This is a genomic window from Neisseria sp. HMSC073G10 (genome assembly GCF_001812605.1).
Taxonomy (GTDB): domain Bacteria; phylum Pseudomonadota; class Gammaproteobacteria; order Burkholderiales; family Neisseriaceae; genus Neisseria; species Neisseria subflava_A.
This window is the reverse complement of record NZ_KV809486.1, coordinates 52,704-71,564: the sequence shown is the minus strand read 5'-3', so window position 1 is coordinate 71,564 and position 18,861 is coordinate 52,704. Positions and strand designations below refer to the sequence as shown.

16 protein-coding genes are annotated in these 18,861 nt (G+C 50.3%); 6 read left to right on the top strand and 10 right to left on the bottom strand.

Annotated elements, in window-relative coordinates; all coding sequences use genetic code 11:
- Positions 1–10: 10 nt before the first annotated feature.
- Positions 11–985, bottom strand: coding sequence for a PhoH family protein (locus HMPREF2865_RS00335; RefSeq protein ID WP_070644837.1), 975 nt, complete (start codon positions 983–985; stop codon positions 11–13).
- A gap of 102 nt (positions 986–1,087) precedes the next feature.
- On the opposite strand from HMPREF2865_RS00335, the gene HMPREF2865_RS00330 reads away from it, so the two are divergent.
- The 3 genes from HMPREF2865_RS00330 to rlmB all read left to right on the top strand — a co-directional run bounded on the left by HMPREF2865_RS00330 (position 1,088) and on the right by rlmB (position 2,915).
- On the top strand, positions 1,088–1,798 hold the full coding sequence (locus HMPREF2865_RS00330) for an AzlC family ABC transporter permease (RefSeq protein WP_070644836.1): 711 nt from the start codon (positions 1,088–1,090) through the stop codon (positions 1,796–1,798).
- Positions 1,795–2,103 carry an AzlD family protein gene (locus HMPREF2865_RS00325; RefSeq protein WP_003680717.1) on the top strand — a complete coding sequence of 103 codons (309 nt, stop codon included), beginning with the start codon at positions 1,795–1,797 and terminating at the stop codon, positions 2,101–2,103. Before HMPREF2865_RS00330 ends, HMPREF2865_RS00325 begins: the two co-directional genes overlap by 4 nt.
- A gap of 62 nt (positions 2,104–2,165) precedes the next feature.
- The gene (gene rlmB, locus HMPREF2865_RS00320; RefSeq protein ID WP_004520319.1) at positions 2,166–2,915 is read left to right on the top strand and encodes a 23S rRNA (guanosine(2251)-2'-O)-methyltransferase RlmB; all 750 of its coding nucleotides are present in this window, start codon (positions 2,166–2,168) and stop codon (positions 2,913–2,915) included.
- A gap of 52 nt (positions 2,916–2,967) precedes the next feature.
- On the opposite strand, the gene HMPREF2865_RS00315 is transcribed toward rlmB, so the two are convergent.
- From HMPREF2865_RS00315 to pdxH, 3 genes are all read right to left on the bottom strand, one after another.
- Positions 2,968–3,381 carry a hypothetical protein gene (locus HMPREF2865_RS00315; RefSeq protein ID WP_070461848.1) on the bottom strand — a complete coding sequence of 138 codons (414 nt, stop codon included), beginning with the start codon at positions 3,379–3,381 and terminating at the stop codon, positions 2,968–2,970.
- 361 nt (positions 3,382–3,742) lie between these two features.
- The gene (locus HMPREF2865_RS00310; protein ID WP_070644834.1) at positions 3,743–4,801 is read right to left on the bottom strand and encodes a pseudouridine synthase; all 1,059 of its coding nucleotides are present in this window, start codon (positions 4,799–4,801) and stop codon (positions 3,743–3,745) included.
- Between the two features lie 159 nt (positions 4,802–4,960).
- Positions 4,961–5,593, bottom strand: a complete 633-nt coding sequence (pdxH, locus tag HMPREF2865_RS00305) for a pyridoxamine 5'-phosphate oxidase (RefSeq protein WP_003686383.1) — start codon at positions 5,591–5,593, stop codon at positions 4,961–4,963.
- A 111-nt stretch (positions 5,594–5,704) separates the two neighbouring features.
- On the opposite strand from pdxH, the gene dut reads away from it, so the two are divergent.
- The 3 genes from dut (at position 5,705) to guaA (ending at position 8,384) form a co-directional block, all read left to right on the top strand.
- A complete protein-coding gene (gene dut, locus HMPREF2865_RS00300) occupies positions 5,705–6,157 on the top strand; it encodes a dUTP diphosphatase (RefSeq protein ID WP_003680707.1) in 453 nt (150 codons plus the stop codon).
- Positions 6,158–6,343: 186 nt separating this feature from the next.
- Positions 6,344–6,670, top strand: coding sequence for a hypothetical protein (locus HMPREF2865_RS00295; protein ID WP_039862324.1), 327 nt, complete (start codon positions 6,344–6,346; stop codon positions 6,668–6,670).
- A gap of 148 nt (positions 6,671–6,818) precedes the next feature.
- Complete coding sequence (gene guaA / locus HMPREF2865_RS00290) at positions 6,819–8,384, top strand: glutamine-hydrolyzing GMP synthase (protein WP_070644832.1); 1,566 nt, start codon at positions 6,819–6,821, stop codon at positions 8,382–8,384.
- Between the two features lie 71 nt (positions 8,385–8,455).
- Here guaA and gloB read toward each other — a convergent pair whose 3' ends face one another.
- The 6 genes from gloB to HMPREF2865_RS00260 form a co-directional block, all read right to left on the bottom strand.
- Positions 8,456–9,205 carry a hydroxyacylglutathione hydrolase gene (gene gloB / locus HMPREF2865_RS00285; protein WP_049335243.1) on the bottom strand — a complete coding sequence of 250 codons (750 nt, stop codon included), beginning with the start codon at positions 9,203–9,205 and terminating at the stop codon, positions 8,456–8,458.
- Between the two features lie 23 nt (positions 9,206–9,228).
- On the bottom strand, positions 9,229–10,314 hold the full coding sequence (locus HMPREF2865_RS00280; RefSeq protein WP_070644830.1) for a hypothetical protein: 1,086 nt from the start codon (positions 10,312–10,314) through the stop codon (positions 9,229–9,231).
- A 184-nt stretch (positions 10,315–10,498) separates the two neighbouring features.
- Positions 10,499–11,302 carry an HNH endonuclease gene (locus tag HMPREF2865_RS00275; RefSeq protein WP_070644828.1) on the bottom strand — a complete coding sequence of 268 codons (804 nt, stop codon included), beginning with the start codon at positions 11,300–11,302 and terminating at the stop codon, positions 10,499–10,501.
- A 222-nt stretch (positions 11,303–11,524) separates the two neighbouring features.
- On the bottom strand, positions 11,525–15,451 hold the full coding sequence (gene purL, locus HMPREF2865_RS00270) for a phosphoribosylformylglycinamidine synthase (RefSeq protein ID WP_070644826.1): 3,927 nt from the start codon (positions 15,449–15,451) through the stop codon (positions 11,525–11,527).
- A 305-nt stretch (positions 15,452–15,756) separates the two neighbouring features.
- Complete coding sequence (rep, locus tag HMPREF2865_RS00265; protein ID WP_070644824.1) at positions 15,757–17,757, bottom strand: DNA helicase Rep; 2,001 nt, start codon at positions 17,755–17,757, stop codon at positions 15,757–15,759.
- 90 nt (positions 17,758–17,847) lie between these two features.
- On the bottom strand, positions 17,848–18,783 hold the full coding sequence (locus HMPREF2865_RS00260; RefSeq protein WP_070644822.1) for a dihydroorotate oxidase: 936 nt from the start codon (positions 18,781–18,783) through the stop codon (positions 17,848–17,850).
- Positions 18,784–18,861 lie beyond the last annotated feature (78 nt).

Sequence of the window (18,861 nt, the reverse complement as noted above, 5' to 3'; positions counted from 1 at the left end):
TTTGAAAAGATTATTCGCCGTTTTTCTTTTCAGCTTGTTCTTCTGCTGCTTCATAGGCTTCGACGATTTTCTGCACCAAAGGATGACGGACGACGTCTTCGCTGGTGAAGGTGTGGAAATACAGGCCTTCTACGTCGCGCAGTTTTTCGCGTGCATCTTTCAAGCCGGATTTGATGTTGCGTGGCAGGTCGATTTGGCTGATGTCGCCGGTAATGACTGCTTTGGCACCGAAGCCGATACGGGTCAGGAACATTTTCATTTGTTCGGGCGTGGTATTTTGCGCTTCGTCCAAAATGACATACGCGCCATTTAAGGTGCGGCCGCGCATATAGGCCAGCGGTGCAATTTCAATCAAACCTTTTTCCATTAATTTGGTTACGCGGTCGAAACCCATTAAATCATAAAGCGCATCATAAAGCGGTCGCAGGTAGGGATCGACTTTTTGCGCCAAATCGCCCGGCAGGAAGCCTAATTTTTCGCCTGCTTCGACTGCGGGACGCACCAAAACAATGCGTTCGATTTGATGTTTTTCCATGGCATCGACTGCGGCGGCAACGGCAAGATAGGTCTTACCCGTACCGGCAGGGCCTAAGCCGAACACGACATCGTGGTTGAGCAAGGCGCGGATATAGCCGTTTTGACGCGGGGTGCGGCCGCCGATGCTGCCGCGTTTGGTGCGGAAATAGTATTGTTGGTCGTGGTGTTTTTCTTCGTGTTTTTCATCTGCGGTTTTTGCTTCGACGGCCGCGAGGCTGATGGCGTTGTCGTCCAAGTCGCCTTTTTCTGCGGTTTCGGCAAGCGACAGCAAGGCACGGCGACCTGCATGTGCCAGTTCACCCATGAAGGTGAAATGTTCGAAGCGGCGGCTGATTTGGATATCAAGGGCTTTGCCTAAGGCTTCGAGATTGCTGTCGAGCGCGCCGCACAGGCGTTGCAACACGGTATTGTCAATTTCTTCAAACTGCAGATGGACGGTGTGGGTCATATTGGTTTCCGTAAATAAATCTAATTTTTCCGTATTATACCCTTGTTCAGACGGCCTGATTTATAATACGTCGCTTCTTTTTAATAAACCGGTTCAATCAAAATGAATCACACTGCTTCTCCTCAATCGGAATTTCTGCGCGGTATCAAAGAATGTTCCCCCATGCTGATCGGCTTGTTGCCGTGGGCACTGATTTTGGGTATGCAGGGCGGGCAAAAGGGCATGAGCTGGCTGGAAATGCTGTTGATGACGGGTATGAACTTTGCCGGAGGTTCGGAATTTGCCGCAGTCAATTTGTGGGCAAATCCTTTGCCGATTATGCTGATTGCAACAGTTACGTTTATGATTAATTCGCGCCATATACTGATGGGTGCGGCGATTGCGCCGTATATGAGGGATATGCCGCTGAAAAAGGCGATGCCCGCGCTGTTTTTTATGTGTGATGAAAGCTGGGCAATGGCGTTTGCTGAAATTCAAAAGCGTAAGGCGGCAGGTTTGCCAGCGTTCAATATGCCGTTTTATGCCGGCGTGTGTTTTATTTTGTATGTAACTTGGATTGGTTTTGCGGCATTTGGCGCGGCAGTCGGTCCGATATTTGGCGATGTGGCGGCTTGGGGCTTCGGTATGGCATTTCCTGCGGTGTTTTTAGTGTTGCTGCGCGGGATGTGGAAGAACTTTGCGGCTTCGCGCCCTTGGTTTGTCAGCCTGATTGTGGCGTGCACAACCTATTTGACCGTGGATGGCGCATGGTATGTTCCGGCCGGAACGTTATCGGGTTTGTTGGCGGCGTATTTGTGGGGAGAGCAAAAATGAAGGATTTGTTGTCGCTGCAATCGTTTCTGCTGTTTTTAAGCATGTTGGCCGTTACCTATTCAACCCGATTAATCGGCTTTTTTGCATTGCGCAATCGTACCTTGAGCCGTCGCGCGCAAGTGGTTATGGAAGCCGCGCCGGGTTGCGTGTTGATTTCTGTAATTGCGCCTTATTTTGTATCGGACAAACCACATGAGCTGATTGCCATTGCTTTGACGGTATTGGCCGCCAGCCGGTTTTCAATGTTGGTAACGGTATTAATCGGGGTCGGTACTTCGGGCATACTCGGTTATTTGATGAAATAAAAAATTTTCAGACGGCCTTACTTGTTATAATAGCCGTCTGAATTTTTTGATAAAGCAAAAACATGGCAAACCAACGACTCATCTATGGCTTTCACGCCGTCAATGCCCGTTTGTGGCAAAACCCGAAATCGATTACCGAACTCTATATCCAAGAGGGCAAATCCGATGCACGCACCCGCGATGTATTGGATAAAGCGGCCTCTGAAAACGTACGCGTGCATTTTGCCGATGCCGACCGCCTGAATGCCATCAGCAAAGGGGCGCGTCATCAGGGTGTGGTCGGGTTTATCGATGCCTCCAAAAACCATGTTCACTTGGAAGATGTGTTGGAAAACCTGAGCGAACCACCGTTTTTGCTGGTATTGGACGGCATTACCGACCCGCACAACCTCGGCGCGTGCCTGCGTACTGCCGATGCGATGGGTGTACATGCCGTGATTGCGCCCAAAGACAAAAGCGCCGGCTTGAATGCGACTGTCAGCAAAGTTGCCTGTGGCGCGGCGGAAACCGTGCCGTATATTACCGTAACCAATCTTGCCCGTACTTTGCGTGAATTGAAAGAATACGGCATTTGGATTGTCGGCACGGACATGGGCGGCGACTCCGACCTTTACCACTGCGACTTGCCCGACAGCGTGGCTTGGGTAATGGGCAACGAAGGCGAAGGCATGCGCCGCCTGACGCGCGAACATTGCGATATGCTGGTATCGATTCCGATGTTTGGCACGGTAGAAAGCATGAACGTTTCCGTCAGCGCAGGCATGGTATTGAGCGAAACCCGCCGTCAACGCGTGTTGAAATCGGAAAAATAAAAAGTTTAATTAAAAGGCCGTCTGAATGTTTTTCAGACGGCCTTTCAAAATTTTAATGTTGTTCCAAACGTTTGATTTCCGTTTCTTCTAAAACTTCCGCCTCCACCAAAGGAATCGTAACATCGGCATCTGTTGATGGTTTTAAAAGCTCATATACGGTTTTTTTAACGGCTGTTTCAATACGAGAACGCATTGCCCATACGAATAAAAACAATAAGATAAAAAATGAGGTAAAGATAAATAGTCCGTATAGGTAGCTGCCTAAAAGCTGGCCTATATAGAGTGAAAGGCTAAGTAAAACCAAAATGACGGCTACTGCTCCTGTAATGGCGAAGAGTAGGTAGAAAACGCTTGGTGCCGCATATTCAGAAGCCGTTTCTGCCAATTGTTCCTGTTTTTCTCGAACACTGTCGGAAATCGGGTCAATGATGGCTTCACGAAATTTCCGCTTTATAAAATCAAACATAGTTTCCCCTTTTTTATAATGGTTAAAGAAATAGCATTATCTTATAAATAAGAAATTTATGCCAAAGCATTTGGAAATTTGGATGTATTGGGAAGTAGTAAATATACCGATTAGTTGAGATGAAGGGATAGGCTATTATTGAGTACAGCCTTGTGAAGGTTGGAGCAGCTCTTCTTATATTGAATAATAAAGTAGAAAAAATATAAATTATTCAAATATTTAAAATAAATGGAATAAATTTGTAATAATATGTTTTGTGCTAAAAGATTTGAGTTTTAATTCTCTTGATTTTTATGACTAAAGCAAGATGTTATAAGGCTGAGACGATTTTGCAAAAGTCTCAGCCCCGATTTATCTTACATTAACTTTTCTTCCGGCGACGTTCGCCAGGCAGCAGCATATCTGCCCATTTGATGATGTTGGCGACTTCTGCCGGATTGAGTTCGTAGAACTGGCCGCGTTTGAGGCGGTTTGGCAGACCGATGGGGCCAAAGCCTACGCGGACGAGGCGGCTGACGGTCAGGCCTTGGCTTTCAAAAATGCGGCGTACTTCGCGGTTGCGGCCTTCTTTGATGACGACGTTGTACCATTTGTTCGCGCCTTCGCCACCTTGTTCGTAGATGCGTTCGACTTTTGCCAAACCGTCTTCGAGCATCACGCCTTCTTCGGTCAGGACGCGCATTTGTTCGGTGGTCAACTCGCCCAATACGCGCACGGCGTATTCGCGTTCGACTTCAAAGCTGGGGTGGGCAAAACGTTGAACCAGTTCGCCGGAAGTGGTCAGGATCAAAAGGCCGCTGGTATTGATGTCCAAACGGCCGATGGCTACCCAGCGGCTGCTGGCTGCTTGTGGCAGGCGGTCGAAAATGCTGACGCGTCCTTGCGGGTCGTCGCGGGAAACGATTTCGCCTTCTTGTTTGTAGTAGAGGATGATGCGTGGCAGGCGGTCTGCCCATTTGAGTTTGATGATACTGCCTTTGACGGTAACGTGGTCGTCGGGTGTGACTTTTTCGCCCAATTGGGCTACGCGGCCGTTGACCGTTACCCAGCCGTTGCTGATCCATTCTTCCATTTCGCGACGTGAGCCGACGCCAGAGGCAGCCAGGACTTTTTGCAGGCGCTCGGGTTCAAAGCGTGAAAGGTCGCTGCGACGTTCTTTCAAATCGCGGGCGTGTTCCATGATTTTTTGGTTGGGATTGCGGACAACCAGTTTTTTGGCTTTGGCAGTACGTTGTTTAGGCGCGGTATTTTGAGCTTTGGGGCCGTCTGAAACTTTTTGGCCGTAAGGTTTGCCTGATGTTTTGCGCTCGTCATCTGGACGTTTTTTATTGGCAAAGGATTTGGCCGGTTTGGAAGGTTTTTTGGCGGTAGATGATACGCCGTCGCGCCATTGGCGTTTGCTGGAAGGCTGTTTGGACATGATTTTTCCTAACTCGCTTGAAAAAGCGGTTCTTCTGCGGCAGTTGCGGCAGGGGTTGGATTGGGGGAAAAGGCCGTCTGAAAATCAGATTCAGACGGCCTGCCGATGAAAGGCTGTATTGTAACTCAACCAGTAAATTTTTGTTTGAAAATCCGAAAATTATGGCGAAAGGCGTTCGCGTATCCAGTTGCCGTCAACCAGGCGGTATTGGATGCGGTCGTGCAGGCGGCTCGGGCGGCCTTGCCAGAATTCGATGCGGTCGGGAATAACGAGGTATCCGCCCCAATGCGGAGGGCGGGGAACATGCAGGGGATGTTTGACACCGACGGCCGCGGCTTTGGCCACCAATACGGCTTTGCTGGAAATCACTTCGCTTTGCGCACTTGCCCATGCGCCGATACGGCTGGTATATGGGCGGCTCTCAAAATATTCGTCCGAAGCGGCAGCATCAAGTTTTTCAATGCGTCCTTCAACGCGCACTTGGCGTTCGAGTTCCGGCCAGAAAAAAGTCATAGCGGCAAAAGGGTGTGCCGTATAGGAGCGGCCTTTGCGGCTATGGTAATTGGTAAAGAAAACAAAGCCTTTGGGGTTGACTTCTTTCAGCAATACCATGCGGCTATTGGGCCTGCCGTCTTCGCCCACGGCGGCAACGTTGACCGCTGTCGGCTCGTTGACTTCGGCGTGAATCGCTTCGTTCAGCCATTGCTCGAATTGGACAATCGGGTCGGCGTGGCATTCGGCTTCCGACAGCTCGCGTTTGCTGTAATCTTCGCGGATATTGTGCAGATCCATGATTTTTCTCCTTAGGTCTGACTGAATCATACTCCGTTTTTTCAGACGGCCTCAAGGGCATTTGTGTATAATCGTAGCCCTTTCCAATATAGAACAATACGGAGTCCTGTCATGCAAACCGAAGTCGAACTGAAAATCTTAAATCCGAAAATGGCCGATTCCCTGCCTGCTTATGCAACGCCCGGTTCCGCCGGTTTGGACTTGCGTGCCTGCTTGGATGAAGCTGTTGTATTGCAGCCGGGCGATGTGTATCTCGTGCCGACCGGTTTGGCGGTGCATTTGGCCAACCCTGCGTATGCAGCCGTTTTGTTGCCGCGTTCCGGCTTGGGTCATAAGCACGGTATTGTTTTGGGCAATTTGGTCGGTTTGATTGACTCGGATTATCAAGGTGAATTGAAGGTTTCTTTGTGGAACCGTGGTAAAGAAGCGTTTACCATCGAGCCGATGGAGCGTATCGCACAAATGGTGATTGTGCCAGTTGTCCAAGCCGCGTTTAAGGTTGTGGACGAGTTTGCCGCCAGCGAGCGCGGTGAAGGCGGATTCGGTAGCACCGGCAAAGCCTGATGATTTAAAAGGCCGTCTGAAACAGGATAAATTGAAATATTCGATTTCAGTTTGCCGTTGTTCAGACGGCCTTTTTGTTGTGCCAACCTTTGCATAATTACACACAAGATTGCATTTTTATATCTTGCCTGCATGGCCGGCGCACCCAATAATACAGGCCGTCTGAAACCTTTACGGAGCGTTGTTATGTCCCGCCCCTCACTTTTTCTGCCTTTGTTTTTGATTATCTTTGGCGCGATTTGGTTTTTACGCGCTACGGATATTTTGCCTGCGACATCGACAATGATTGCCGGCGCATTAATTATTTTGGGCTTTGCCGTGTTGATTATGGACGGCATCAACAAACAGTCCATTGTTTCCGGCCCGATGCTGGTTTATATCGGTACAGCCATTTATCTGCACATGAGCTACTGGATTTACCTCTCGCCGTTGCTGGCCATCGGCATGGTTGTGTTGGGTTGCCTGCTGTTGCTCTCGCGCAGCGATATGATTCCTGAGAAACACACAAAATAGAAAGATGAGAGATTTGGGTTTTGCCCTATAAAGGCCGTCTGAACAATGGTATAATTCGCCGCTTCAGACGGCCTTTTTTATTGTGGTTTAAATTTGAAATTTGCCCTCCCGGCCGCACCGTTTTCTTACATTTTGCAAAGTTTCCGCCATGACCCAAGACAAAATCCTTATTCTCGACTTCGGCTCGCAAGTTACCCAGCTGATCGCCCGCCGCGTGCGCGAAGCCCATGTTTACTGCGAATTGCATTCTTTCGACATGCCTTTGGAAGAAATCAAAGCCTTCAGCCCGAAAGGCATCATCCTCTCCGGCGGCCCTAATTCCGTTTACGAATCCGATTATCAAGCCGATACCGGTATTTTTGATTTGGGCATTCCGGTTTTGGGCATCTGCTACGGCATGCAATTTATGGCGCACCACTTGGGCGGCGAAGTTAGCCCGGGCAACCAACGTGAATTCGGTTATGCGCAAGTGAAAACCATCGACAGCGAGCTGACACGCGGCATTCAAGACGATGCGCCAAACACGCTCGACGTATGGATGAGCCATGGCGATAAAGTTTCCAAACTGCCTACCGGCTTCTCTGTTATCGGCGACACCCCGTCTTGCCCGATTGCCATGATGGAAAATGCTGAGAAACAATTCTACGGTATCCAATTCCACCCTGAAGTGACCCACACCAAACAAGGCCGCGCGCTGTTGAACCGCTTTGTCTTGGATATTTGCGGCGCACAACCAAGCTGGACCATGCCGAACTACATCGAAGAAGCCGTTGCCAAAATCCGCGAACAAGTCGGCAGCGACGAAGTGATTTTAGGTTTGTCCGGCGGCGTGGACTCTTCCGTAGCCGCCGCGCTGATTCACCGCGCCATCGGCGACCAATTGACCTGCGTGTTTGTTGACCACGGTCTGTTGCGTTTGAACGAAGGCAAAATGGTGATGGATATGTTTGCCCGCAACTTGGGCGTACGCGTGATTCACGTTGATGCCGAAGAGCAGTTTTTGGCGAAACTTGCCGGCGTGACCGATCCGGAGAAAAAACGCAAAATCATCGGTGCGGAATTTATCGAAGTCTTTGACGCTGAGGAGAAAAAACTCACCAACGCCAAATGGTTGGCGCAAGGTACGATTTACCCTGATGTAATCGAATCCGCAGGCGCAAAAACCAAAAAAGCCCACGCCATCAAATCCCACCACAACGTCGGCGGCCTGCCTGAAAACATGAAGCTCAAGCTGCTTGAGCCTTTGCGTGATTTGTTCAAAGACGAAGTACGCGAATTGGGCGTCGCTTTGGGTCTGCCTCGCGAAATGGTGTACCGTCATCCGTTCCCAGGCCCGGGTTTGGGCGTGCGTATCTTGGGCGAAGTGAAAAAAGAATACGCCGACTTGCTCCGTCAAGCAGACGATATTTTCATTCAAGAATTGCGCAATACTACCGATGAAAACGGCACATCTTGGTACGACCTGACCAGCCAAGCCTTTGCCGTATTCCTGCCTGTGAAATCCGTCGGCGTGATGGGTGACGGCCGCACTTACGATTACGTTGTAGCTTTGCGTGCCGTGATTACCAGCGACTTTATGACTGCGCACTGGGCAGAGCTGCCATACTCGCTGCTCGGTCGCGTGTCCAACCGCATCATCAACGAAGTCAAAGGCATCAACCGCGTGGTTTATGATGTCAGCGGCAAACCGCCTGCCACGATTGAGTGGGAATAATCCCTCAATAATAAAGGCCGTCTGAACAGATATTGTTCAGACGGCCTTATTTATTAGGGACCTAAGCCCAATTAAAATTGATTTTTCAATTCACGCAAAGCGGCGAAGACTTCGAGTTCGCTGTTTAATTTTCGTCCGCTCAATTCTTCGGCGCGTGCCTGAACTTGGGGCAGGTGTACGCGGAAAAACGGATTGACTTTGCGCTCGTGCGCCAGGCTGACAGGCAGTGTCGGCGTGTGTTCGGCTGCGGCCAAGGCCGTCTGAATGTCGATGTTGTCCGGCTCGATGTGCTGGGCAAAGCGTAGATTGGAGGCGGTGTATTCGTGCGCTGGATAAAACAGTGTTTCTTCGGGCAGCTGGTTGAATCGGTGGAAGCTGTCGTAAAGCTGCTCGATTGTGCCGGTAAATACGCGGCCGCAACCGGCGGAAAACAAGGTATCGCCGCAGAAAACGTGCAGGCCGTCTGAATTTTCCAACAGATAGCTGATGTGGCGGTCGGTATGGCCGGGGGTTGCCCAAACGGTAACCAAGCCTTCGCCAAACGGGAACTGCGTACCTGCGGTGACGGTATGCGTCGCCACGTCGATGTCGCTTTCGCCATAGATTGGGGATTCTAAAAAGCCATGGAACAAGCTTTTTGCGCCGCCGGTATGGTCGGGGTGCGGATGGGTAATCCATGTTTGCGCCAGCATCAGGCGGTTGTGGACGAGGAATTTCAAAACGGGCGTGGCATCGGATGGATCGACGCAGGCAGCATGGTTGCCTTCTTGAATCATCCAGATGTAGTTGTCGTTTAGGGCTTTAATTGGCGTGATTTTCATATGCTTTCTTCTGGTTTTGGGTTTCAGACGGCCTCTAAATAATCTTTGATATTCGGGCTTTGGCCGAACACGGCTTCATGGGCTTGATGGATGCACAGTCGGTTGAACAGCAATCTTTGGGTTTGGTCGCTGTCGATAATCCGCACTTGGCCTTGCAGTTTGGGCGCGTCGTGATGAAAGGTATTCTTAAACGCGTGCCAACGGTCGGTTTGCAGATGGACGACGGCAAACATATCGTGCGAGATATTAACGCCGACACTGAATAGCTTGGCCGAGGCTTGCAGGCAGAAACTGCTGTCGCCAAACAGGCATAGCCCCGTGTTTTCCGGATAGCGGAACAATTCGATTTTCACGGCTTCGGGTTCGGCAAAGATGTTGCAAAACAACCGTTCAAACAACGACGGCTGCGCTACGCCTTCGCTCAACATACCGTAAAGCCCGCCCAGCCAATCAACATAGCCGAGAAAAGTGAAACGGTAGTCCTGCATAATGGCTTCGATGCGCTTGGGGTCGCGTTTGCTGATCAAGCGGACAAATTCAAAACCGACTTCCGGCAGCCGCGCCCGAAGTGTTTGATGCAGGCGGTGGACAAACAGGTTTTTATGGTTGTGCGGATTGCGCAGAATGCCGAGGAATTTTAGCCGCAATATCCGCCAAAAGGCATCCGGTACTTTGACGGTATCGGCATTTGCCGTAGGTGTTTTCAGATGGCCTGCAGGTAAGGTGCGCAGGTGGTTGCAGGCCTCTTCGTAGCCGCTTTCATGACGGTTGAACCAGCTTTCCAGATTGTATTGGTTGGCGGAGTCTTCGACAAAGGTCAGTGTATAGAGGTTTTTCGCCGCCAAGTTGCCGATGATGTTGACGCTTATCGCTTCGCTGCGGTTTTGTTCTTTGCTACGGGCTTTTTCGCCAGTATGAAACATTGACAGAGGCAGGCGGTAAACGTTTTGGTTTTGCGGGCTGACCTGCGGATTATGCGCATGCTGCCGCTGCTCGGTTTGGGCGATGAAGTGGTGTTCCTTCGTCGGATTCGCAGTCAACAGGGCGTAAGGCTTTTCTCCGCATTCGGAAAATTCACAATCGCTGAGGATAAAGGCTTGTCGAGTCATAATGTCGGGAAAGGCCGTCTGAATATGTCGATTATAGTTTAAAAGTGGCAATTATACAGAATGACGGCGACGAGTTTGGTCTTTATACGCAAAAGGACGCAAAAAGGTCATCTGAAAACGGATATAGCGAGGTTCGCTAAATCGTTTTCAGACAACCTTAAATCAACGGACTGTTCAACACTATTTATTCTTCTTTTTGGAAAACATGGTTGCGGTGATACTCGAAATATTTTTCGCTTTCAGGTTCGATTTTTAATTTCATATCGGGAGAAATTCCAAGCCGCTTTTGATTTTCCAGATCGATTTTCGGACTGATTTTTATCGTACCGTCGGCATCAAACGTAATCAGTCCGCTATCGAATAATGCGTCAATATTGGGTGCGAGCATCAGTCCATTGAAGGGATCTAACCTCTCTTCATTATTGCATTTGCTCCAAGGTTTGATATGGCTGGCAATAAGTAAAGACCGAACATCTAGACCTGTTAGCGGGCAGTTCGGATACAGTTCGAGTAGTTTTTGCCGGAATCTGCCTTGCCCTTGACGGGCTTTTATCAAAGTTTCAATTTCGGTTCGCTTTTCTGGATTAGTCTCGGAGGCTAAACATTCTTCGAGTTCGTCTATATCAGATTTTAAGGACAGGGTAGAAGCTACCTGAAAATTTGGTATTCCCATGAGCCGTCCTACCAGTAATCCGTTTTTCTTACAGGTTCCGCATGGAGTTAGTTCTCTCCTGTATTCATCCAGGCTCCATTTTTCAAGTTCTTCAATTGAGTTTGAGCAAACTTTGAAATATTTTCCAGTTGTGCGCCCCGGCCTTTTATTTAGTTGGTTACAATTAGCAAAATGTATTTTGGGATAATCTTTCCAAATCTTAGAAGGGTCTTTAGTTTGATCTATATTTAATACAAATCCATTTGGGTTTTCATCAATCCATTTAATATAGTCATCATCATTCGGCATGTTTTTAAAAATTACTATGTTAGACATAAGCTTCTCCAAATCTTTCTATAAATTCAATTAAGTTTATTTGTATATAGGTTCGGGACAAAAAATCTAGGCCGTCATTCCCGCGCAGGCGGGAATGACGGCGGTCGGCTCGGTCTTATACGCAAAAGAACATAAAGGTCGTCTGAAAACAGATATAGCAGGTTTCACTAAATCGTTTTCAGACGACCTTTTCTTTAAAGCCGAATCAAATCAGCCTGCCGGTTAACCCAAAGCCTTCCTTGCTCCGGCGAAGAGGCGGTACCAGCCGGACAGTTCCGTCCAGTCTTCCGGTTTCCAGCTCATTTGTGCGGCGCGGTACACGCGTTCGGGGTGGGGCATCATGATGGTGACGCGGCCGTCGGCGTTGGTCACACCGGCGATACCTTGAGGAGAGCCGTTAGGGTTGAGCGGATAAGTTTGGGTCACTTGGTTTTGACCGTCTACATATTGCAGCGCAATGCCCAAATCGGCGGAAATATTGCCGCCGTGAAGTGCGAAGTCGGCGCGGCCTTCGCCGTGGCTGACCACGACAGGCAGGCTGGAGCCTTGCATTTCGTTCAGAATCAGCGATGCGGATTTTGGAACATGAACCATACTCAGGCGCGCTTCAAACTGTTCGCTCAAGTTGCGTTTGAACTTCGGCCATGTTTCTGCGCCCGGGATAATCTCGGCAAGGTTGCTGACCATTTGACAGCCGTTGCACACGCCCAATGTCAGCGTGTTCGGGTCGGCGAAGAAGGCGGCAAATTGGTCGCGCAGAGCAGGGTGGAACAGGATGGATTTCGCCCAGCCTTCGCCTGCGCCGAGTACGTCGCCGTAGCTGAAGCCGCCGCACGCCGCCAGCATTTTGAAGTCGGCAAGGTGGACGCGGCCTGCCATCAGGTCGGACATATGCACGTCGTAAGCATCGAATCCGGCGCGGGTGAAGGCGGCGGCCATTTCGATTTGTCCGTTCACGCCCTGTTCGCGCAGGATGGCGATTTTGGGTTTCGCGCCGCTGTTGACGAAAGGCGCGGCGATGTCTTCGTTCACGTCGAACTTCACGTCGGCAAACAATGCGCTGCGGTCGTTGTCGTCAATCAGGGCAAACTCACTGTCGGCGCAGGCAGGGTTGTCGCGCAGACGTTGAATGGCGTGGCTGGTTTCCTGCCATGCGCGTTGCAGGTCGGTAAGGGATTGATTGAAAAATTCTTCTCCTGCATTGATGACCATATGGCCGCTGTCGGCAAACTCTCCCAAATGGTGCAGCGTGAGATTCAGTTTCTCGCACAAATTGAAAATATATTCGTGGTCGGCAGCGTGAACAGCAATAACGGCTCCTAATTCTTCGTTAAACAGGGTAGTTAGGACAAATTTTTGCCATTCTTGAGACGAGTAATACTCGTTTTGAACGTTAATATTTTTACTTACCATTGTCAGCAGGTCGAGATTCATGCCACGGCGAGAAGCAAATGCCATTTCTGCCAGAGTCACAAACAAACCGCCGTCGCTGCGGTCGTGGTAGGCCAGCAACTTATCTTCTTGAACGAGTTGCTGAATTAACTGATAAAACGCTTTCAGATGGCCTGCATCAATATCAGGTGCTTCGCCGCCGCTTCGGTTATACACTTGAGCCAGTGCAGAACCACCCATACGGCACTTGTTGTTGCCTAAGTCAATCATCAGCAGAATAGCGAATGAATTGGCATTGTCTTTTAATACGGGCGTAACGGTTTTGCGTACGTCTTGAACTGGCGCGAACGCGGAGATAATCAGGCTCAACGGCGAGACGACAGATTTTTTCTCTTCGCCGTCCTGCCACACGGTTTTCATTGACAGGCTGTCTTTGCCTACGGGGATGCTCAGATCCAATGCCTGACAGGCTTGGGAGACGGCTTCGACGGTGCGGTAAAGTTTTTCGTCTTCGCCTTCGTTGCCGCATGCCGCCATCCAGTTGGCGGAGAGTTTGATATTGCCGATGTCGCCGATGTTGACTGCCGCGATGTTGGTGATGGCTTCGCCGACGCACATTCTGCCCGAAGCAGGCGCGTCAAACAGGGCGACAGTCGGTTTTTCTCCCATAGACATCGCTTCGCCACGATAGGTATTGAAGCCCATCATGGTAACGGCGCAGTCGGCTACGGGGGTTTGGTATTTGCCGACCATTTGGTCGCGGTGGGTCATGCCGCCGACGCTGCGGTCGCCTATGGTAATCAGGAAGTTTTTGGCGGCTACGGTAGGCAGACGCAGAACACGGTAGGCGGCTTCGGTAATGTCGATATCGCCGGCGTTAAACGGTTTTTCAGATGGCGTAACTGTTTTGTCGGTACGCGTGGTTTTAGGCGGTTTGCCGAGCAAAACGTTCAGCGGCAAATCGACAGGGTTGTTGGAGAACAAGTCGTCGCGTACTTTCAAATGGCCGTCGTCGGTCGCCGTGCCGACTACGGCAAACGGGCAGCGTTCGCGTTCGCAGATGGCGCGGAAGGTCTCCAAATCTTTTTCCAAGATGGACAACACATAACGTTCTTGCGATTCGTTACACCAAATTTGCAATGGGCTGAGGCCGTGTTCTTCTAGCGGCACTTCGCGTAATTTGAATACCGCGCCGCGTCCGGCATCATTGACGAGTTCTGGGAAGGCGTTGGACAAGCCGCCTGCGCCGACGTCGTGGATGGAGATAATCGGATTTTTGTCGCCGAGTTGCCAGCAGCGGTCGATGACTTCTTGCGCGCGGCGTTCGATTTCAGGGTTGCCGCGTTGTACGGAGTTGAAGTCCAAAGATGCGTCGTTTGTGCCGGTGTTCATGGAAGAAGCAGCGCCGCCGCCCAAGCCGATGAGCATACCCGGGCCGCCCAGTTGGATAAGCAATGCGCCTTCGGGGATTTCGTCTTTGTGTGTTTGCTGTGCCTGAATGCTGCCCAAGCCGCCGGCAATCATAATCGGTTTGTGATAGCCGCGAACCTGACCGTCGAACTTCTCTTCAAAAGTACGGAAGTAGCCCAAGAGGTTCGGACGGCCGAATTCGTTGTTGAACGCTGCGCCGCCGATCGGGCCTTCAATCATGATGTCTAAAGGAGAAGCAATATGGCCGGGTTTGCCGTAAGCTTGTTCCCAAGGTTGCTCCAAGCCAGGGATATTCAGGTTGGAGACGGTAAAGCCGGTCAAGCCTGCTTTCGGACGTGAGCCTTTACCTGTTGCGCCTTCATCGCGGATTTCACCGCCCGCGCCCGTTGCCGCGCCCGCAAACGGCGCGATGGCGGTCGGGTGGTTGTGTGTTTCCACTTTCATGATGATATGGGTGTCTTCTTCGTGGAAACGGTAGCCTTGGTTTTCTGCCGCATTTGGATAGAAACGTTCGACTTTTGCGCCTTCGATCACGGACGAATTGTCTTTATAGGCAACGACCGTGCCTTCGGGATGCGCATTGTGTGTGTCGCGAATCATGCCGAAAAGGGATTTCGGTTGTTTTTCGCCGTTGAGGATGAAGTCGGCGTTGAAGATTTTGTGGCGGCAGTGTTCGCTGTTTGCCTGCGCGAACATCATCAATTCCACATCGGACGGATTGCGGTTTAAAACTTGGTAGTTTTCGACCAGATAATCGATTTCGTCGGCTGAAAGCGCCAAGCCCATTTCGGTATTGGCTTTGACCAATGCCTCTTTACCGCCGCCCAATACATCTACGCTGGAGAAGGTTTCCGATTGGATATGGTGGAACAGTTGCGCCGCCGCATCGATGTCGGTCAACACGCTTTCGGTCATGCGGTCGTGCAACAGGGCAGCCCATTGTTGTTTTTGCCCGTCGGTAAGCGTACCTTCCAACCATACGGCCATGCCGCGTTCGATACGCTCAATACCTTCCAAACCGCAGTTTTCGGCGATATTGGTTGCTTTGGAAGCCCAAGGCGAAATGGTGCCCAAACGGGGTGTTACCAAAAATAAATGCAAGCCCTCGCGCGCTTTGGGCGTTTGTTCAACGCTTTGCGCTGCCAGTAAGGCTTGCAGTTTTTCGACTGTCGCGGCATCAAGTGTTTTTTCGCTACCGACAAAATACCAAAATTCGCTGCTTAATTTGACTTCGGGCAGGCCGAGGGCGGCTGCTTTTTGGAAGAGTTTTTCAACACGGAAATCGGAAAGGGCGGTTACACCGCGCAAGGGCAGAACAACAGACATGGATTCAGCTCACAAAATGCAGTTGGGGAATCCATTATTATACCTGAAAAATGCAATTTTGCTTGTGAATTTATACTTCAAGTGTTGACAATTTTTGCTTGTAAATTGAAGGGAAATGAGGTGATCGTGTCACCTGCTTTTTTATTTTGTACCTGATTATTCGATTGTTTTTGTTTATTTTTGAAGAATCGGGAGAAGGGGGACGGATAGACGTAACGATATAAAGTGAAAATTATTTGATTGTTGTCTTTGATATTTTGCTGACAATAAGGCCGTCTGAAACCTTACTTTCAGACGGCCTTGCTTTATCCTTTTCTTTTGTTTCCCAACATATCCAGCAATCCTGCCAGATTGCTTTTTCCTTCTTCCTTGCTCACAATCGGCTCTCCGCCTTTGCGGCCTAAAATCTTGATGTCTTCCTGCGGCATTTCGTCTATGAAGCGGCTCGGCTCGGGGAATTGCCATGTGCCTTGCTTTTTGCGTTTGAGGCAGTGGGTCAGTGTAAGCTGGCGTTTGGCGCGGGTAATGCCGACATACATCAGACGGCGTTCTTCTTCGACATTGTCTTCTTCGATGCTGTCGTTGTGTGGCAAGATGCCTTCTTCGCAACCGACAAGGAAAACGTAGGGGTATTCCAAGCCTTTGGAAGCGTGCAGGGTGGAGAGTTTGACGGCATCGACTTCTTCTTCGCTTTTGCCCTCCAAAAGCGTCATCAGGGCGATGGTTTGGGCAAGCTCGATGATGTTTTTGCCGTCTTGCTTGCCTTTGCGTTCCAGCCAGCCGGTCAGGTCGGTAACGTTGCGCCATTTGATTTCGCCTGCTTTGCCTTCCTCATTGGCCAACAGGTGGTTTTCGTAGTCGATTTCTTTCAGCAGGTTATGAATAAGCTCGCCTGCTTCGTTGGTTTCGGCTTTGGCGCGGTAGCTTTCAATCATATCCATGAAGGCTTGCAGGTGTTGGCGGTTGGTATTATTCAACAGGGCAAGCGCTTCTTCGGTTTGCGCGGCTTCATATAGGCTGCATTCGTGTTCGTGCGCGTAGGTGTTGAGCTTGCCCAATGTAACGTCGCCGATGCCGCGTTTGGGCGTGGTTACGGCGCGCAGGAAGGCGGGATCGTCGTTGGGATTGGCGAGCAGGCGCAAGTAGGACAAAACGTCTTTGATTTCGGCTTTGTCGAAAAAGCTTTGTCCTCCGGAGAGTTGGTAGGGAACACGCGCGCTGCGCAAGGATTCTTCAAAAATCCGCGCCTGATGGTTGCCGCGGTATAACACGGCGAAATCGGCGTATTGGGTTTTGTCGCCGCCGACCAGCTTCTGTTTGACGATTTGGCTGACGACCCAGTCGGCTTCGTGTTGCTCGTTTTGGCAGGCGACGACTTTGACGATTTCGCCTTCGCCGAACTGCGACCAAAGTTTTTTGGTAAAGAGTTTGGGGTTGTTTTCGATAACTTTGTTGGCGATTTTGAGAATCCGTGCGGTGGAGCGGTAGTTTTGCTCCAGCTTGATGACTTTCATCTGCGGATAGTCTTCCTGCATTTTACGCAGGTTTTCCATGTTTGCGCCGCGCCATGCGTAGATCGACTGGTCGTCGTCGCCGACGGCGGTAAACATGCCTTCCGCGCCGGTTAAGAGCTTCATCAGCGTAAATTGGCAGGTGTTGGTGTCCTGACATTCGTCAACCAACAGATAACGCAGCCGCCGCTGCCATTTGTTTCGTACTTCGCTGTTCTGCTGCAAGAGTACGGCTGGCAGGCGGATTAAGTCGTCGAAGTCCACCGCCTGATAGCTTTGCAGGGTTTCCTGATAACTCGCATAGACGCGCGCTGTTTGCTGTTCCCACACATTAGAGGCCGTCTGAACGACATCTTCAGGCGTTTTTAAATCGTTTTTCCAAAGGGAAATTTGATGCTGCGCTTTGAATATGGCTTCTTTGCCCGTACCGCCCAAGAGCTCGCCGATGATTTTGGCGCTGTCGGTAGAGTCGAGAATGGAAAAGTTTTTTTTGTAACCGATTTGATTGGCCTCTTCGCGCAAAATCTTCATACCCAAAGAGTGGAAGGTGCAAATCGTCAGCCCGCGCGTTTGCGACTTAGGCAACATTTTGGAGACGCGCTCCTGCATTTCCATGGCGGCTTTATTGGTAAAGGTAATCGCGGCAACGGTATGTGGCAAATAGCCGACATTGACGATTAAATGTTTGATTTTTTGCGTAATCACGCCGGTTTTGCCGCTGCCTGCGCCGGCAAGGACGAGCAGGGGGCCGCCTAGATATTTGACCGCGGCTTGCTGTTGGGGGTTGAGTTTCATTGAAGGGGAAGACGGGTAATGTGGGGAGCAATTATACAACAAGGCCGTCTGAAATTTTCAGACGGCCTTGGGCGTTTTTTAGAGTAAATCTTATTCAAAATATTTCAATTTGCCTTTGAAGTCTTCCAGCTTCTCATAGCCTTTTTGCGCCATGATGGCTTTTAATTCAAGGGAAACCCGTTCAAAAATGTCTACGCCTTGCTGGTGTAGCGCCGTGCCGATCTGCACCATACTTGCACCGCACAAGATGTGTTCAAACGCATCACGACCGCTATAAACGCCGCCTGTTCCAATGACTTGGATAGACGGATCCAGTCTTTGATGGAACGCGTGGACATTGGCGAGCGCAGTCGGTTTGATGTATTGGCCGCCTATGCCGCCGAAGCCGTTTTTCGGGCGGATGACGACGGATTCGTCTTCGATATACATGCCGTTGCCGATGGAGTTGGCGCAGTTGACGAATTTTAGGGGATAGCGGTTGAACACTTTCGCCGCTTGATCAAAATGGGCTATATCGAAATACGGCGGCAATTTGATGCCCAAGGGCTTGTCGAAGTAGGTAAACGCATTATCCAAAATCATCTCGGTTGTTTCAAAGTCATAGGCGATTTGCGGTTTGCCGGCGACGTTTGGGCAGGATAGGTTGAGTTCGGTAATGCCGTTAAACCCGCTATTTTGCACTTTTTCCAACAGGATATGTGTTTCGCCGGGCGATAGACCGACCAATGATAGGAAAAATGTCCGTTCCGGCTCAGATTCTTGAAGGGTAAGCAGGTAATCCAGATAGTAATCAATGCCTTGATTCGGCAAACCCATCGAATTGATGCTGCCGAGAGGCACGTCCCGATAACGCGGCTCGGGGTTGCCTTGACGCGCGGTAAGCGTTGCGGTCTTGGTAATGAAAGTGCCTGCAGAAGACTGTCTGACTGCTTCCAATTCCTCAACGGTCATACACGACACACCTGCTGCGTTCATCAGGCAGTTGTCAAAAGAAAAACCGGCGATTTGGGTTTTCAACGATACCATCTCCTGCTCCTTTTCTTCGTAAAATCAAATTGTTTGCCAAGCGTAACACGAAGAGGCGGTACGATTTTTAACAAACAT

What these genes read in the sequence shown, in the direction of transcription:
- HMPREF2865_RS00335 (WP_070644837.1), bottom strand. Translation starts at nt 985, where the DNA reads ATGACCCACACCGTCCATCTGCAGTTTGAAGAAATTGACAATACCGTG.
- HMPREF2865_RS00330 (WP_070644836.1), top strand. Translation starts at nt 1,088, where the DNA reads ATGAATCACACTGCTTCTCCTCAATCGGAATTTCTGCGCGGTATCAAA.
- HMPREF2865_RS00325 (WP_003680717.1), top strand. Translation starts at nt 1,795, where the DNA reads ATGAAGGATTTGTTGTCGCTGCAATCGTTTCTGCTGTTTTTAAGCATG.
- rlmB (WP_004520319.1), top strand. Translation starts at nt 2,166, where the DNA reads ATGGCAAACCAACGACTCATCTATGGCTTTCACGCCGTCAATGCCCGT.
- HMPREF2865_RS00315 (WP_070461848.1), bottom strand. Translation starts at nt 3,381, where the DNA reads ATGTTTGATTTTATAAAGCGGAAATTTCGTGAAGCCATCATTGACCCG.
- HMPREF2865_RS00310 (WP_070644834.1), bottom strand. Translation starts at nt 4,801, where the DNA reads ATGTCCAAACAGCCTTCCAGCAAACGCCAATGGCGCGACGGCGTATCA.
- pdxH (WP_003686383.1), bottom strand. Translation starts at nt 5,593, where the DNA reads ATGGATCTGCACAATATCCGCGAAGATTACAGCAAACGCGAGCTGTCG.
- dut (WP_003680707.1), top strand. Translation starts at nt 5,705, where the DNA reads ATGCAAACCGAAGTCGAACTGAAAATCTTAAATCCGAAAATGGCCGAT.
- HMPREF2865_RS00295 (WP_039862324.1), top strand. Translation starts at nt 6,344, where the DNA reads ATGTCCCGCCCCTCACTTTTTCTGCCTTTGTTTTTGATTATCTTTGGC.
- guaA (WP_070644832.1), top strand. Translation starts at nt 6,819, where the DNA reads ATGACCCAAGACAAAATCCTTATTCTCGACTTCGGCTCGCAAGTTACC.
- gloB (WP_049335243.1), bottom strand. Translation starts at nt 9,205, where the DNA reads ATGAAAATCACGCCAATTAAAGCCCTAAACGACAACTACATCTGGATG.
- HMPREF2865_RS00280 (WP_070644830.1), bottom strand. Translation starts at nt 10,314, where the DNA reads ATGACTCGACAAGCCTTTATCCTCAGCGATTGTGAATTTTCCGAATGC.
- HMPREF2865_RS00275 (WP_070644828.1), bottom strand. Translation starts at nt 11,302, where the DNA reads ATGTCTAACATAGTAATTTTTAAAAACATGCCGAATGATGATGACTAT.
- purL (WP_070644826.1), bottom strand. Translation starts at nt 15,451, where the DNA reads ATGTCTGTTGTTCTGCCCTTGCGCGGTGTAACCGCCCTTTCCGATTTC.
- rep (WP_070644824.1), bottom strand. Translation starts at nt 17,757, where the DNA reads ATGAAACTCAACCCCCAACAGCAAGCCGCGGTCAAATATCTAGGCGGC.
- HMPREF2865_RS00260 (WP_070644822.1), bottom strand. Translation starts at nt 18,783, where the DNA reads ATGGTATCGTTGAAAACCCAAATCGCCGGTTTTTCTTTTGACAACTGC.